Below are 14,827 nucleotides of genomic sequence, written 5' to 3' on the forward strand. Positions count from 1 at the left end.
GAAAGTGTAACTTTCGTAAGGTTGACGGCGTGCAACCGGGCGCGGCTTGAGGCATTGTTGCGAAGCGCCAACGAGGAGGATGTGCCCCATGCGGCTCGACGATATCGATCCCACCGACAACGCCCAGGACCTGGGAAGCGGGGGGGGCGGCGGTGGTGGCGGGTTCGGCCTGCTCGGGCTGCTGCCGCTTCTGCTGGGACGCGGCATGGGCTGCGGCAGCATCGCGATCATCGGCCTGATCGCCATCGCCTATTTCGCGATGAGCGGCGGTGGCGGCGGGCTGCTGGGCGGCGCGGGCGGCGGCGGCACCGGCCAGTCGACCACCGCGGGCCAGAGCGGGCGCCAGGTCTGCACCGGCGACCGGCTGGAAGCGTGCCGGGTGATGCGCTCGGCGGACGATACCTGGGCAGCGATCTTCCGAGCCGAGGGCAAGCAATATCAGCCGGCGACGATCAAATTCTATGCCGGCAGCGTGCAATCGGGCTGTGGCGCGGCGAGCTCGGCGGTGGGCCCCTTCTACTGCCCGGCGGACCAGGGCGTGTATCTCGACACCAGCTTCTTCCAGGAACTGGCGCAGCGCTTCGGTGCCAAGGGCGACTTCGCCCGCGACTATGTGATCGCGCACGAGATGGGGCACCATATCCAGGATCTGCTCGGCGTCTCGACCGAAGTCTCGCGGCGCCAGGCGCGCGCCAGCCAGGCCGAGGGCAATGCGCTGTCGGTGCGGCTCGAGCTGCAGGCGGACTGCTATGCCGGCGTCTGGGCGGCGAAGAACAAGGACCGGATCGAGCCGGGCGACATTGAGGAAGGCATGACCGCGGCGAACGCGATCGGCGACGACACGCTGCAGCGCCAGGCCCAGGGCACGGTGGTGCCGGAGAGCTTCACGCACGGCACCTCGGCGCAGCGCATGGCCTGGCTGCGCAAGGGGCTGGAGAGCGGCGATCCGGCGGTGTGCGATACGTTTTCGGGGGGGATTTGAGGTAATCCGTCATCCCGGCGAAAGCCGGGATCTCAGGCGATGGCGCGGAAGGAGCCGCCCGAGACCCCGGCTTTCGCCGGGGTGACGAAATGGCTATCTCCCGACCCCATGACCGAAGAAACCATCGCTCCCGAAGCCCCCGAACGCCCCAAACTCGCCTATCACCACACCCCCGGCGCCGGGCCGACGGTGATGTTCCTGTGCGGCTATGCTTCCGACATGCAAGGCACCAAGGCGTTGCACCTCGAGGCCTGGGCGAAGGCGAACGGCCGGGCGTTCCTGCGCTTCGATTATGCGGGCTGCGGCGAGAGCGAAGGCAATTTCGAGGACGAGACGCTCGCGAGCTGGCGCGACGATGCGATCCGGATGATCGAGGAGGTCGTGAAGGGGCCGGTGGTGCTGGTCGGCTCGTCGATGGGCGGCTGGATCATGGCGATGATCGCCAAGGCGCGGCCCGAGCTGGTCGCCGGGCTGGTCGGCATCGCCGCGGCGCCCGACTTCACCGACTGGGGCTTCACGATGGAGCAGAAGCTGGCGCTGCTGCAGAGCGGGCGGATCGAGACGCCCAACGACTATGGCGATCAGCCGACGGTGACGACACGCGCCTTCTGGGCCTCGGGCGAGGCCAATCGCGTGCTCGTCCAGCCGATCGCCTGGGGCGGTCCGGTGCGGCTGCTCCAGGGACAGAAGGACAAGGAAGTGCCGTGGGAGCATGCGCCGCGGCTGGCGGCGGTGATCCGTTCAGACATGGTGCAGACTCTGCTGGTCAAGGACGCCGAGCACCGTTTCTCGCGCGAGCAGGACCTGGCCCTGATCGTGCGTGCGCTCGAGGAAGTCCTGTCGATATGCTCCCCCTCCTGATCCTCGCCCTGCAGACCGCCCCGGCGCAGGCTGCGCCCGCCGCACCGGAAAAGGAGCCGCCGCGCTTCACCCAGTGCATGGACCTTGCCACCGGCGATCCCGCCAAGGCGCTGACCGACGCAGTGCAGTGGCGTTCCGAAGGCGGCGGGTTCCTGGCGCGGCAATGCCTGGGCGTGGCCTATGCCAATCAAGGGAAGTGGGCCGCCGCGGCGGGCACGTTCGAGGATGCCGCACGCGAGGCGGAAATCGCCAAGGATGCGCGCGCGCCGCAATTCTGGGCCTCCGCCGGCAATGCCTGGATCGCAGCGCGCGAGCCGGCCAAGGCGCGCGCGGCGATCGACGCGGCGCTGGCGGCCGGCACGCTGGCCGGGCTCGAGCTGGGCGAGGCGCATCTCGACCGCGGGCGCGCGATGGTCGCGCTGGGCGACATGGAGGCAGCGCGCAGCGACATCGACAAGGCGCTGACCTATGCCGCGAGCGATCCGCTCGCCTGGCTGCTCTCGGCGACGCTGGCGCGGCGCGGGGGCGATCTGCCGCGTGCGGCGAGCGACATCACCGAGGCGCTGCGCCGCTCGGGCGACGACCCCTCTGTCCAGCTCGAGGCGGGCAATATCGCCGCGGCGAGCGGCAACGAGGCGGACGCGCGGACGGCGTGGAGCCGGGTGATCGAGCTGGCGCCGGGCACCGCGCTCGCCACCGCCGCGCGCAACGCGCTGGCGCAGTTCTCGGCGACGGAGAAGTAGGCCTCCAGGCCCCTCCCCTTTAGGGGAGGGGTTGGGGTGGGGCCTGTCCGCCAGCTTTCGGTCTCGGTGAGACTCTGCCCCACCCCAAACCCCTCCCCCGAGGGGGAGGGGCTTACAGAATTGCACTCGCCGGCACCGCGCCCTATCTCCCCGCCCATGCGCTATCTCCATACGATGATCCGCGTGACGGATCCCGACGCCACCATCGCCTTTTTCGAGCTGCTCGGCCTCAAGCAGGTCCGGCGGATGGACAATGAAGCGGGGCGGTTCTCGCTGATCTTCCTGGCCGCCGATGAGGATTCGAAGGGCGAGGGCAAGCGTGCCGATGCCGAGGTGGAGCTGACCTGGAACTGGCCGGCCGAGGACGGCAGCCCGGCGGAAGTCTATACCGGCGGGCGCAATTTCGGGCATCTGGCCTACCGCGTCGACAATATCTACGAGAGCTGCCAGCGGCTGATGGACGGCGGGGTGACGATCAACCGCCCGCCGCGCGACGGCAACATGGCGTTCGTCCGCACCCCCGACAACATCTCGATCGAGCTGCTCCAGGCGGGCGATCCGCTGCCGCCGGCCGAGCCCTGGGCATCGATGCCGAACACGGGGGCGTGGTAGGCTATCTCGCGCGGATCGGGGCACGCGCCCCGATCGTGCAGGCGCCGATGGCCGGCGCCGGCGGCCCTGCCCTGGCGATCGCGGCGATGCGCGGCGGCGCGGTGGGATCGCTGCCCTGCGCGATGCTGACGCCGGCTGAGATCGCCGCGCAGGTCGCCGCGGTGCGGGAGAGCGCCGAAGGCCCGCTCAACCTCAATTTCTTCTGCCACCATCTGCCCGAGCCGGCGCCCGACGAGATGGCATGGCGGGCGCTGCTCGCACCTTATTATGCCGCCGAGGGCGTCGAACCCGGCCCACCGCCGCCGCTGCGCCGGCCGTTCGATGCGGCCTTGTGCGAAGCGGTCGAGACGGCGCGGCCCGCAATCGTCAGCTTCCATTTCGGCCTGCCCGATGCGGCGCTGCTCGCACGGGTGCGCGGCACCGGCGCGCAGCTATGGGGCAATGCGACGACGGTGGCGGAGATGCGCTGGCTCGCGGCGCAGGGCGTCGATGCCGTGATCGCGCAGGGCGCCGAGGCGGGTGGGCATTCGGGCTGGTTCCTGGGCGAGGCGCATGCGCCGACGCCGCTTGCCGTGCTGCTTGCCGAGACGCTCGGGGTGCCGGTGATCGCGGCGGGCGGAATCGCCGATGGCGCGGACATCGCCCGGGCGCTGGCGGCGGGAGCGAGCGCGGTGCAGATCGGCACGGCGTTCCTCGCCGCGGCAGAGAGCAGCATCGCGGCACCGTTCCGCGCGCTGCTGGGCGCCGATGTGCCCACCGGCTTCACCAACCTGTTCTCGGGCCGCGAGGCGCGGGGGATCGTCAACCGGCTGATGCGCGAGCTCGGCCCGATCCGCAGCGAAGCGCCGGCCTTTCCCTTTGCCTCGGCCGCGCTGGCGCCGCTGCGCAAGGCGGCGGAGGCGGACGGGCGCGGCGACTATTCGCCGCTCTGGGCGGGCACCGGGGTGGCGCGGGCGCGCGCGATGGCGGCCGAGCTGCTCGTCGGGCAGCTGGTGGAGGAGCTTGCGTCGGCACGTGCCTGACTGTATTGCTTTGATAATACAGTTGCGGGGTTGCGTAGATGCGCGTGCATGCAGTTTTGCTGTTGCTGGCACTGGCGGGCTGCCACGGCGCGCAGCAGGTGGGCGTCGACATGGCGTTCGACGTCGACGACGACGGCGGGCGGTCCAGCGCCAAGTGCATCGCCTCGAGCGGCGGCGCCTGCCAGATCGAATTTCGTGGCGCTGGCGCGGTGCGCACGACGCTGCAGCCGGGCGAGATGCGCAGCTTCGCGCAGGTCCGGCCGGGCACGGTGGTGTGCATCGCTGCCGAGCTTGCCGACCTGGCGCGGTGCGAGCCGGTGACGCTCGCAGCGGGCTATGCGCGGATCCGCAAGGGGCGCTACAATCGGGTCGGCTGAACCCCTAAATTACGCGAAATTGGTGCAAAGCCTGGTTAACCGGCTACAAAGCCAGCGGGGGAGGAGGTTCAAATGGCACTCGAGATCGTGCGCATCCCCGCGCTGAGCGACAACTATATCTGGCTGATCCACGACAAGCGCGCGGACAAGACCGCCGTGGTCGATCCCGGCGAGGCCGCGCCCGTGCTCGCCGAGCTCAAGCGGCGCAGCTGGAAGCTCAACGCGATCCTCAACACGCATTGGCACCCGGATCACACCGGCGGCAACGCGGCGCTCAAGGCCGAGACCGGCGCAGTGATCATCGCGCCTTCGGGCGAAGGCACACGCATCCCGGGCGCCGACTGGCTGGCGGGCGGCAACAACAAGATCAAGGTGGGCCAGCACGTGGCGCACATCCTCGAAGTGCCGGGGCACACCGCCGGGCACATCGCCTATCACTTCGCCGACGACCAGATGCTGTTCGTGGGCGACACGCTGTTCGCGATGGGCTGCGGCCGGCTGTTCGAGGGGACCGCGGAGCAGATGTTCGGCAACATGCAGCTCTTCGCCAAGCTGCCGCCCGAGACCCAGGTTTACTGCGCGCACGAATATACCCAGGCGAACGGCCGCTTCGCGCTGACCATCGAGCCCGACAACGAAGCGCTGCAGGCGCGGATGGCCGAAGTCGACGCGCTGCGCGAAGCCGGCGAACCGACGGTGCCGACGACGATCGGCGCCGAGTTGGCGACCAACCCGTTCCTGCGTGCCGAAAGCGCCGAGCAGCTTGCCGAGCGCCGCGCCGCCAAGGATGCTTTTTGATCGACGGCGCGGTATAAGCATCGCAATGTCGGGGGCGACGGGAGACTAGAGATGATCCGCTTCGCCTTGCCCGTGCTGATCCTGGGCGCCTGCGCCGCCAATGCAGCATTGCCGCAAAAGACGTCGAACCGGGACGACGCCAAGATCGCCAGGGCGCTGGAGGGGCTCACCGCCGGCGCGCCGCAGGATTGCATCGACCGGACCCGGGTGGGCGAGGTCCGCGGCTATCGCGACACGATCCTCTACGTCGGCGGCCGGAACAAGATCTGGCGCAACGATCCGATCGGCAGCTGCTCGGGCCTGGCGCAGGGCGACCTGCTGGTGGTGGAGAGCATGTCGGGCCGGATCTGCCGCGGCGACCGGGCGAGCACCCGGGCGCGGCTGGGCGGGATGCTGACGAGCAGCTGCGCGCTGGGCCCGTTCGTGCCCTATACGAGGGCGAAGTGAAGGGGCGCGCGGTCGGCGTCGTCGCGATCCTCGGCGCGATCGCACTGGCCGGGTGCATGCCGAGCGCCCAGATGCAGGCGAGCGAGCAGGCCGAGGCGGCGAAGGAGCTGACCCAGGCGCTGGGCGACCGCACACCCGGCACGCCGCGCGATTGCATCTCTACCAGCGATTCCGATGCGCCGCAGGTGATCGACGACCACACCATCCTCTACAAGCCGGTGGGCCGAACCTTGTGGCGCAACGACCTGGCGGCGAGCTGCCCGGGGCTGCGGCCCTACACCACGCTGATCGTCGAGGTGCACGGATCGCAGATCTGCCGCAACGACCGTTTCCGCGTGCTCGATCCGGGGACGACGATCCCCAGCGCCTATTGCATGTTCGGCAAGTTCACGCCGTACGAGATGGCGAAATAGGTCCCTAGTTCCTCCCCGAGGCAAGCTCGGGGAGGAATTTTGGGTCAGAGCACGTACCTGCTCAGGTCCGTATTCCGCGCCACCGCCGACAGTTGGCCGTCGACATAGGCGCCGTCGATCACCAGCGTCTCGCCCTTGCGGTCCTCGGCGTCGAAGCTGATGTCCTCGAGCAGCTTCTCCATCACTGTCTGGAGCCGGCGGGCGCCGATATTCTCGACCTCGGCATTCACTTCGGCAGCGATCTTCGCGACGGCGCGGATGCCGTCCTCCGTAAAGTCGATCTGCACACCCTCGGTGCCGAGAAGTGCTGCATATTGCTGCACCAGGCTCGCCTTGGTGTCGGAGAGGATCGCGACGAAATCGGCCTCGGTCAGCGCCTTCAATTCGACGCGGATCGGCAGGCGGCCCTGAAGCTCGGGGAGCAGGTCGCTCGGCTTGGCGACATGGAAGGCGCCCGAGGCGATGAAGAGGATGTGATCGGTCTTCATCGGCCCATATTTGGTGGCGACCGTGGTGCCCTCGATCAGCGGCAGCAGATCGCGCTGCACGCCTTCGCGCGAGACCGAGCCGCCGCGCACGTCGCTCACCGCGATCTTGTCGATCTCGTCGAGGAAGACGATGCCGTTGGCTTCGGCATCGGCCAGGGCAACCCGGCTGACCTCGTCCTGGTCGAGGCGCTTGTCCGCCTCTTCCTCGACGAGCTTCTCCCAGGCGGCGCGGACGTTGAGCTTGCGGCGCTTGAGCGGCGAGCCCGACAGGCCCTTCATCATCTCGCCCAGGTTGATCATCTGCGGGGCGGCGCCCGGGATGTCGAAGGGCATCGAGGGCGCCTGCTCGACTTCGATCTCGATCTCCGAATTGTCGAGCGTGCCTTCGTGGAAGCGCTGGCGGAAGGCCTCGCGGGTGGCGGTGCTGCTGTCCTTGCCGGTGAGCGCATCGAGCAGGCGCTGCATCGCGGCTTCCTCGGCCTTGTCCTTCACCGCGGCGCGGCGGCGCTCCTTCTCGAGCCGGATCGCCTCCTCGACGAGGTCGCGGGCGATCTGCTCGACGTCGCGGCCGACATAGCCGACCTCGGTGAACTTGGTGGCCTCGACCTTGACGAAGGGCGCGTCGGCGAGCTTCGCCAGGCGGCGGCTGATCTCGGTCTTGCCGCAGCCGGTCGGCCCGATCATCAGGATGTTCTTCGGCGTCACCTCGTCGCGCAGATCGGCGCTGAGCTGCTGGCGGCGCCAGCGGTTGCGCAGCGCCACCGAGACGGCGCGCTTGGCGTCCTTCTGGCCGATGATGTGCGCGTCGAGGGCGGCGACGATCGCCTTGGGCGTGAGATTCTCGTTCATTGGGGGAATTGGGTCTCTGGCATTGTTTCGACCCCGGATGTCGGGTGTCGGGGCCGCCGCTTCAAGCCGTGCAGCGGAAGCCTGCGAAGAAGGCCCGTTGCTTGTCGAGGATCTTCGCGATCCGCTCGGGCTGGGGGGTGGGATCCCATTCGCCATGCTCGAAGGTGCCGCCGCAGATGATGCCGTCGGCACGGGGGAACATATATCCCATGCGGCCGGCATAGGCGTACTGGACCTCGCTCTGGGGCAGCAGCACGGCAAGCTGGCCGCGCACCGGCTCGATGCCGGTGTCACCGAAGAGCTTGCCGGCGCCCAGGCCGGTGCAGTTGAACACCAGCGTTTCGGGCAGCGCGAGAATGTCCGCGGGTGTGGCGAAATCGCGGAGGACGAACCTGCCGCCGGCGATCTGCACGTCGCGCATCAGCTGGCGCAGGAGATGGCCGCTCTCGGCATACATGGTCGAGAAGCGGCGGACGCGCTGGACCGGGAAGGGATGTTCGCCGGGGCCGAGGACGACCCGATCCGCCTCGTAGAGGTTCGACAGGTCCGGCTCGGCATCGTCCGCGGCGGGCATCTGGAGGTAGGTCGGCACCCAGCGGATGCCATATTCCTCGCCGACCATGATTTGGAAGCGGCGCCAGCTATAGTCCATCGCCAGCTTGAACTGCGCGAGCCATTCGGGGGTGACCTGGCCGGGCTCGTAGAGGCTGGCGGGGTGCCACTGGCCGCCGGCGATGTTCGAGGTGGTGTGCGGCGGGAGCGCGGCGGCGTAGAGCGTGACCTGGCAGCCGGCCTCCTGGAGCAGCCGGGCGGTGGTGAGCCCGACGATGCCCGAGCCGAGCACCGCGACCGGGCTGCTATGGCCGGGCAGGCCGAGGTTGACCGCCAGGCGGGACGTGCCCCAGCTGAGCGTGATGCCGGCGCCGCCATGGCCGTAATTATGGACGAGGCGCTTGTCGCCGAGCGGCTCGGCGCGGACGACGAAGCCCTGGGCACGATAGGGGCGCAGGCCGGCGACGGTGCGGATGACGCGGGCCGGCGCGACCTGGACGGCGGGCAGGCATTTGGGCCCGCGCGTCGGATCGGGTCTTGCCGCCGGCCGGGGCATCGCGGTGCAGGCGGGCAAGGCGAGCGCGGCGGAGGCGATCAGCGGGCGGCGGGCGATCAGCATGGTGCGCAGGGTAGGCGCAGGCGCGCGCGGCTCAACCCTGATTTGGATTGGGGGAGGTATGAGCGGAGCTCATGGCCGCAGCCTAGTGCGGCTCGGCCAGCCAGGCCTCCGCCTCGTCCATTGTCATGAAGATCCGCAGCCGGGGATGCGACTGGGTGCGTTCGGCCTGGAGCTTGTTGAGAAGACTGCCGACCACCGATGCGGCGCGGCCCGAGGTGAGCCGCAGCCCGCCCTCGGCAATGCTGGGCAGCAGATCGGCGACGTCGTTCGCCTGGACAGGGAAGTCGCGAGTGTCGAGCAGCACGTCATAGTCGTCGCGGATCTGCCGCACTTCCTGCGCCTTGGCGCCGGCGGCGGTGGCAAAATCGCGGATCGTCTCCAGGGTCCAGAAATCGCGCATGACGACCAGCATGCGGTTGCGACCGGCATCATATTCCAACTCGAACTTCTTCACGCAGTCGCCCCCGGCGGATCATTGGGTGGTTGGTAAGGGAGCGGCGACGCTCAGGTCGCGCTGTCGAGGATTTCGACGGTCAGCCGGTCGTTGGTATAGACGCAGAGCTCGCCGGCGATCTTCATCGCAGCCCGTGCGATCTTCTCGGGGTCGCTTTCGTAATCGACCAATGCGCGCGCCGCGGCGAGGGCGAAATTGCCGCCCGAGCCGATCGCCGCCACGCCGCCTTCGGGCTCGAGCACGTCGCCATTGCCGGTGACGACCAAGGTCACGTCCTTGTCGGCGACGATCAGCATCGCCTCGAGATTACGGAGATACTTGTCGGTCCGCCAGTCCTTGGCGAGCTCGACCGCGGCGCGGAGCAGCTGGCCATTATGGCGCTCGAGCTTGGCCTCGAGCCGCTCGAACAGGGTGAAGGCATCGGCGGTGGCGCCGGCAAAGCCCGCGATCACCTTGCCATCGCCCAACGGACGCACTTTGCGCGCGTTGGGCTTCATCACGGTGTTGCCGGCCGAGACCTGGCCGTCACCCGCGATCACCACCTTGCCGGATTTGCGCACGGATAGAATGGTCGTGCCGTGCCACGCATTTGTTTCGCTCATGGCGCGGATATGGGGAGGGAGCGGCAATGCGCGCAAGGGGGTGACCCGTAACCGGTTACGATGATAGCAGGGCGCGAACGGGAGAGAGACATGGCGGACAACGCGCCGATCAGGAAGATCACCATCGTTGGCGGAGGCACCGCGGGCTGGATGACCGCGGCGATGCTCTCCAAGCTGTTCGTCCGCGGCTATGAGATACGGCTGATCGAGAGCGACGAAATCGGCATCGTCGGGGTGGGCGAGGCGACGATCCCGGCGATCCGCGAGTTCAACCAATTGGCCGGCGTTGACTATGTCGAGATGGTCAAGGCGACCCAGGCGACCTTCAAGCTGGGCATCGAGTTCCGCAACTGGAAGGACATCGGCAGCAGCTACATCCATGGCTTCGGCAAGATCGGCCAGGACGTGTGGTGGCTGCACGCGCACCAGCTCTGGCTCAAGATGCAGGCGCTGGGGAAGGCGAAGCACTTCGACCATTATGCGCTCAACTGTGTGGCGGCGCGGCAGGACCGGTTCTGCTTCCCCGATCCGCGCAACCCGGGTTCGCCGATCGCCGGGCTGGACTATGCCTTCCACTTCGATGCCTCGCTCTATGCGAAGTTCCTCCGCGGGCAGAGCGAGGCACGCGGCGTCACCCGGATCGAGGGACGGATCGTCGAGGCCAAGCAGCGCGAGGACGGGTTCGTCGACCATGTCGTGCTGAGCGACGGGCGGACGGTCGACGGCGACCTGTTCGTCGACTGCTCGGGCATGCGCGCGCTGCTGATCGGGCAGGCGCTGGGCGTAGGCTACGAGCATTGGAACAAGTGGCTGCTGTGTGACCGCGCGCTGGCGGTGCCGTGCGAGAGCGTGGCGCCGCTGACGCCCTATACCAGATCGACCGCGCATGGTGGCGGCTGGCAATGGCGGATCCCGCTCCAGCACCGCACCGGCAACGGCCATGTCTATTCGAGCGCGCATGTGAGCGATGAGGATGCCGCGGAGACACTGCTCGCCAATCTCGACGGCAAGCCGCTCGCCGATCCGCGGCCGGTGAAGTTCGCGCCGGGCAAGCGCGACCGGGCCTGGGAGAAGAACGTCGTCGCGATCGGGCTGGCCAGCGGCTTCCTCGAGCCGCTCGAATCGACGAGCATCCACCTGATCCAGACTGGCATCCTGCGGCTGGTGGCGCTGTTCCCGGGCCAGGGGTTCAACGCGGCGGACATCGCCGAGTACAACCGCCAGCACGATTTCGAATTCACCGACGTGCGCGATTTCATCATCGCGCACTACAAGGTGACCGAGCGCGAGGACACCGCGTTCTGGCGCTATCTGAAGCACATGGACGTGCCCGACAGCCTGGCTGAGCGGTTGGCGCTGTTCGAGAGCTCGGCGCGCTTCTTCCAGCACGGCAAGGCCGAGCTGTTCCGCGAGGAAAGCTGGGTGCAGGTGCTGATCGGGCAGGGGCTGAAGATGCGCCATGACCCGATGGTCGACATGATCGATCCGGGCGAACTGGCGCGCTTCATGGACGACATGGTCGAGGTGATCGCCGACGTGGCGAAGGCGATGCCGACCCAGCAGGAGTTCATCGACCGCAACTGCAAGGCGCCGCCGCTGCCCGCGATGGGCTGAGCCGCGCGGCAAAGTGAAGGGACTCGGGGCAAATCGTTTCACTTTGCCCGGTCTCGGGCGGGCCTGCTGCGAATCCGGGCGGAATCGGGATGCCGGCCAAGCCATGCGGGAAGCCAAGCAGGCGAAATCCTACATTGCAAGGGTAGTGCGCTCATAAGCCCCTCCCCCTCGGGGGAGGGGCTTAGATTAGAGACATCATCGGGCTTACCCGACTGTTGCCGGATAGGCACAGCGGCTCCGGAAAGCTGCCGGACACATCCGACAGCGCTGACAGAAGCGCTTGACAATCGTTTGTGGAACCGGTTTCAGACGCTGTTACAGAACATAACAAAACATAACAGAACATGTCCTGATTTGTAACCGGTTACAGCCTGGCATGGGTTGGGGAGAGGAATGAATGAAGAAGCTCGACGCTAAGCGCGTGGTCCTGGCGCGTGGTATCTCGGCAGCGGCGCTTGCCGCGGCGCTCACCGTAGCGGCACCGGCAATGGCGCAGACCAGCTCGTCGCTGCGCGGCCATGTCGACGGCGCCACCGCGGGCACGACGATCACCATCACCGACAACAACACCGGCCAGAAGGTGACGGCGACGACCGACGCCAACGGCAATTATTTCGTGCCGGGCCTGCGGCCGAGCACCTACAATGTCGAGGCGCCGGGTGCCGATGCCGCGACCGTGGTGGTGCCGGTGGGCCAGACGGTGGTCTATGACATCGCCGCGCCGACCGACTCGAGCAACCAGATCGTGGTGACCGGCGCCAAGGGGCGCACCGAAGTGCGCACCGCGACGATCACCACCAACGTGACGCCGGCGCAGATGGAGAATCTGCCGCAGAGCGACCGCAACTTCCTGAACTTCGCCGCGCTCGCGCCGGGCGTGAACGTCTCGCCGCCGGGCTCGAACCGCCAGGTCCAGGCCGGCGCGGTGAGCCCGGACAACACCAACACCTTCATCGACGGGTTCAGCCTGAAGAACCCGATCAACCATGGCGGCCTTTCGGGCCAGAACTTCTCGCAGGGCAATCCCTTCCCGCAGCTGGCGGTGCAGGAGTTCGCGGTCAGCACGCAGAACTTCAAGGCCGAGTACGAGCAGGCCGGTTCGGCGATCATCACCGCGGTGACCAAGACCGGCGGCCAGGAATTCCACGGCGACCTGTTCGGCGAGTGGCAGCCCAAGTCGTTCGTCGGCCGCCCCTATTTCGATCGCCCGGGCAACGCCAACAACCCGAACGGCACGATCGCCAAGCCGGACTATAACCGCTGGCAGTTCGGCGCCGATCTGGGCGGCCCGATCATCAAGGACGTGCTGCACTTCTACGGCGCGTTCGAGGGCATGAACCGCACCAGCCCGTCGACCACGGTGAACTTCTCGGCGCCGGTGCCGGCGAGCATCATCTCGCAGTATAACGGCAGCTATCCGCAGGACTTCAAGCAGCGCCTCTATTTCGGCAAGCTGACCTTCTTCGCCACGGCGAACGACACGGTGAACCTGTCGGCCTTCATCCGTAACGAGAAGAACCTGGCGGACTTCGGCGGCACTGCCGTTCCGAGCCATGGCCACTATCTCAACAACAATGTGAAGAACTTCATCGCCGACTGGAACCACCGCGGCGAGAACTGGCTGAACGAGATGCAGATCTCGTACTCGAAGGTGGACAACGGCACGCCGCGCACCACCGACGGCCCGGAGATCGTCCTCTCGAACGGCACCGATTTCGGCACGATCGCCGCGCTCGGCACCAACAGCTTCGAGCAGAACGACCACCAGGAATCGTTCACGGTGAAGAACAACGTCACCTTCTATGGCGGCAACCACGTCTTCAAGATGGGCGCCAAGGTCTCGTTCAACAAATATGAGCGGACCGAGGACAGCTATTCGAACGGCGGCTATTTCTTCAACGCGGCGGGCTATACCGGCTTCGATTCGAGCACGCCCTACGGTGCGCGCGTCTCGGTGATCGATTTCCGCCCGGCGACCGCCAACAACACCCAGATCGGCGCATTCGTCCAGGACGACTGGACGCCCGACGAGCACTGGACGTTCAACCTCGGCCTGCGCTGGGACTTCGAGACCAACGCCAAGAACGAGAAGTTCGTCACCCCGCAGAACATCCGCACTGCGCTGATGAACTATCCGGGCTGGCAGGCCGCGGGCATCAACCCGAACGACTATATCTCGACCGGCGAGAACCGGCATGCCTTCTGGGGCGCGATCCAGCCGCGCCTGGGCGTGAGCTATGACGTGAACGGCGACCGCGACCTGGTGTTCTTCGCCGGTGCCGGCCGCTATTACGACCGTCCGCTGTTCATCACCTCGGGCATCGAGACGGTGAAGAGCTACTACCAGAAGGTGGTGACGCTCAACTTCTGCGGTCCGGGCACCGCGACCCCGGTCTGCCCGGGCGTGCTGCCGGCCAACATGATCCCGTGGAGCGCAGGGCTGCGCAACGTCGATGCGCTGCGCGCCGCGGCGACCGCGACCGGCCTGGGCGGCGATGTGTGGCTGCTCAACAACGACACCAAGCTGCCCTTCTCGGATCAGTTCAACATCGGCATCCGCAAGCGCTTCGGGCAGATCCAGACCTCGATCGCGTTCAGCCACGTCCGCAGCCACAACATCTTCCGCTACGTGCGCGGCAACCGCCTGCCCAACGGCACCTATACCAGCCAGGGCGACCAGTGGATCGAAGACAACTTCCCTGCCGCCGGCCAGCTGCCGGGCTTCAGCGGCAAGCTGAACATCGGCGACAACCACGGCAAGGCGGTCTATAACGCGGTCTATATCACCGCGGAGAAGCCGTTCACCGCGAACAGCACCTGGGGCTTCAACACCTCGATCACGCTGCAGCGGGCGCGCACCAACGTGGCGCAGGAACTCGCCAACAATGACGAGTTCTACAATGGCCCGCGCGTCGATGCCTATGGCTGGAACTATGTGCAGGGCGTCGAGAAGTATCGCTTCGTCGGCACCGGCATCGTCCGCGGCCCGTTCGACACGGTGCTCTCGGGCACGCTGACGCTGAGCTCGGGCCCGGCCTTCGGTAACATCATCTTCAAGGCGAACCCGCCGGAAAACGCCTGCTGCTACGGCAATATGGGCGGCGTGTTCTTCCCGAAGGAGACCTTTGCCTATTCGAACCTCGACCTGCGCATCGCGAAGAAGTTCAAGATGCCGTTCGCCAACAGCCATGAGCTGGAAGTGAGCTTCGCGGCGTTCAACGTGTTCGACACGGTCAACCGCAACTATTCGGCATGGGGCGCCGGCAGCGGCGAGAACCCCACGTTCGAGGAGAACGGCACCGTCGGCAATGCCCGCAGCTTCCAGGTGGGCGCCAAGTACAAGTTCTGAGCCCACAGGGCTTGGCGAAATGGGGGGAGGGGAGCTTGGCTTTCC

At 67.3% G+C, this 14,827-nt stretch carries 15 protein-coding genes; 11 read left to right on the forward strand and 4 right to left on the reverse strand.

Features of this window, described 5'->3' with window-relative positions; translation table 11 throughout:
• Positions 1-88 precede the first annotated feature (88 nt).
• The 9 genes from P6144_RS16850 to P6144_RS16890 all read left to right on the forward strand — a co-directional run bounded on the left by P6144_RS16850 (position 89) and on the right by P6144_RS16890 (position 6,255).
• On the forward strand, positions 89-982 hold the full coding sequence (locus P6144_RS16850; RefSeq protein ID WP_277768974.1) for a neutral zinc metallopeptidase: 894 nt from the start codon (positions 89-91) through the stop codon (positions 980-982).
• 108 nt (positions 983-1,090) lie between these two features.
• Positions 1,091-1,843, forward strand: a complete 753-nt coding sequence (locus P6144_RS16855) for an alpha/beta hydrolase (protein ID WP_277768975.1) — start codon at positions 1,091-1,093, stop codon at positions 1,841-1,843.
• On the forward strand, positions 1,828-2,586 hold the full coding sequence (locus P6144_RS16860; RefSeq protein ID WP_277768976.1) for a tetratricopeptide repeat protein: 759 nt from the start codon (positions 1,828-1,830) through the stop codon (positions 2,584-2,586). Before P6144_RS16855 ends, P6144_RS16860 begins: the two co-directional genes overlap by 16 nt.
• A gap of 156 nt (positions 2,587-2,742) precedes the next feature.
• The gene (locus P6144_RS16865) at positions 2,743-3,198 is read left to right on the forward strand and encodes a VOC family protein (RefSeq protein ID WP_277768977.1); all 456 of its coding nucleotides are present in this window, start codon (positions 2,743-2,745) and stop codon (positions 3,196-3,198) included.
• Positions 3,192-4,220 (forward strand): nitronate monooxygenase, encoded by a 1,029-nt coding sequence (locus tag P6144_RS16870; protein WP_277768978.1) that lies wholly within the window; start codon positions 3,192-3,194, stop codon positions 4,218-4,220. Before P6144_RS16865 ends, P6144_RS16870 begins: the two co-directional genes overlap by 7 nt.
• A gap of 44 nt (positions 4,221-4,264) precedes the next feature.
• The gene (locus P6144_RS16875; RefSeq protein WP_277768979.1) at positions 4,265-4,597 is read left to right on the forward strand and encodes a hypothetical protein; all 333 of its coding nucleotides are present in this window, start codon (positions 4,265-4,267) and stop codon (positions 4,595-4,597) included.
• Between the two features lie 72 nt (positions 4,598-4,669).
• Positions 4,670-5,395 carry a hydroxyacylglutathione hydrolase gene (gene gloB / locus P6144_RS16880; RefSeq protein WP_277768980.1) on the forward strand — a complete coding sequence of 242 codons (726 nt, stop codon included), beginning with the start codon at positions 4,670-4,672 and terminating at the stop codon, positions 5,393-5,395.
• A 51-nt stretch (positions 5,396-5,446) separates the two neighbouring features.
• Entirely contained in the window at positions 5,447-5,842 is a 396-nt protein-coding gene (locus tag P6144_RS16885) for a hypothetical protein (protein WP_277768981.1), read from the forward strand.
• Positions 5,839-6,255, forward strand: coding sequence for a hypothetical protein (locus P6144_RS16890; RefSeq protein WP_277768982.1), 417 nt, complete (start codon positions 5,839-5,841; stop codon positions 6,253-6,255). Before P6144_RS16885 ends, P6144_RS16890 begins: the two co-directional genes overlap by 4 nt.
• A gap of 44 nt (positions 6,256-6,299) precedes the next feature.
• On the opposite strand, the gene hslU is transcribed toward P6144_RS16890, so the two are convergent.
• From hslU to hslV, 4 genes are all read right to left on the reverse strand, one after another.
• Positions 6,300-7,592, reverse strand: a complete 1,293-nt coding sequence (gene hslU / locus P6144_RS16895; RefSeq protein ID WP_277768983.1) for an ATP-dependent protease ATPase subunit HslU — start codon at positions 7,590-7,592, stop codon at positions 6,300-6,302.
• 61 nt (positions 7,593-7,653) lie between these two features.
• The gene (locus P6144_RS16900; protein WP_277768984.1) at positions 7,654-8,763 is read right to left on the reverse strand and encodes an FAD-dependent oxidoreductase; all 1,110 of its coding nucleotides are present in this window, start codon (positions 8,761-8,763) and stop codon (positions 7,654-7,656) included.
• A gap of 82 nt (positions 8,764-8,845) precedes the next feature.
• A complete protein-coding gene (locus P6144_RS16905) occupies positions 8,846-9,217 on the reverse strand; it encodes a hypothetical protein (protein WP_277768985.1) in 372 nt (123 codons plus the stop codon).
• Positions 9,218-9,267: 50 nt separating this feature from the next.
• On the reverse strand, positions 9,268-9,819 hold the full coding sequence (gene hslV, locus P6144_RS16910; protein WP_277768986.1) for an ATP-dependent protease subunit HslV: 552 nt from the start codon (positions 9,817-9,819) through the stop codon (positions 9,268-9,270).
• A 90-nt stretch (positions 9,820-9,909) separates the two neighbouring features.
• Here hslV and P6144_RS16915 point away from each other — a divergent pair, with 90 nt between their 5' ends.
• Positions 9,910-11,433, forward strand: coding sequence for a tryptophan halogenase family protein (locus P6144_RS16915; RefSeq protein WP_277768987.1), 1,524 nt, complete (start codon positions 9,910-9,912; stop codon positions 11,431-11,433).
• A gap of 397 nt (positions 11,434-11,830) precedes the next feature.
• Positions 11,831-14,782 carry a carboxypeptidase regulatory-like domain-containing protein gene (locus P6144_RS16920; protein WP_277768988.1) on the forward strand — a complete coding sequence of 984 codons (2,952 nt, stop codon included), beginning with the start codon at positions 11,831-11,833 and terminating at the stop codon, positions 14,780-14,782.
• Positions 14,783-14,827: the final 45 nt, after the last annotated feature.

This window comes from Sphingomonas sp. HITSZ_GF (assembly GCF_029543155.1).
Lineage (GTDB): Bacteria > Pseudomonadota > Alphaproteobacteria > Sphingomonadales > Sphingomonadaceae > Sphingomonas.

What these genes read in the sequence shown, in the direction of transcription:
- P6144_RS16920 (WP_277768988.1), top strand. Translation starts at nt 11,831, where the DNA reads ATGAAGAAGCTCGACGCTAAGCGCGTGGTCCTGGCGCGTGGTATCTCG.
- P6144_RS16850 (WP_277768974.1), top strand. Translation starts at nt 89, where the DNA reads ATGCGGCTCGACGATATCGATCCCACCGACAACGCCCAGGACCTGGGA.
- P6144_RS16865 (WP_277768977.1), top strand. Translation starts at nt 2,743, where the DNA reads ATGCGCTATCTCCATACGATGATCCGCGTGACGGATCCCGACGCCACC.
- P6144_RS16885 (WP_277768981.1), top strand. Translation starts at nt 5,447, where the DNA reads ATGATCCGCTTCGCCTTGCCCGTGCTGATCCTGGGCGCCTGCGCCGCC.
- P6144_RS16915 (WP_277768987.1), top strand. Translation starts at nt 9,910, where the DNA reads ATGGCGGACAACGCGCCGATCAGGAAGATCACCATCGTTGGCGGAGGC.
- gloB (WP_277768980.1), top strand. Translation starts at nt 4,670, where the DNA reads ATGGCACTCGAGATCGTGCGCATCCCCGCGCTGAGCGACAACTATATC.
- hslV (WP_277768986.1), bottom strand. Translation starts at nt 9,819, where the DNA reads ATGAGCGAAACAAATGCGTGGCACGGCACGACCATTCTATCCGTGCGC.
- hslU (WP_277768983.1), bottom strand. Translation starts at nt 7,592, where the DNA reads ATGAACGAGAATCTCACGCCCAAGGCGATCGTCGCCGCCCTCGACGCG.
- P6144_RS16860 (WP_277768976.1), top strand. Translation starts at nt 1,828, where the DNA reads ATGCTCCCCCTCCTGATCCTCGCCCTGCAGACCGCCCCGGCGCAGGCT.
- P6144_RS16900 (WP_277768984.1), bottom strand. Translation starts at nt 8,763, where the DNA reads ATGCTGATCGCCCGCCGCCCGCTGATCGCCTCCGCCGCGCTCGCCTTG.
- P6144_RS16855 (WP_277768975.1), top strand. Translation starts at nt 1,091, where the DNA reads ATGACCGAAGAAACCATCGCTCCCGAAGCCCCCGAACGCCCCAAACTC.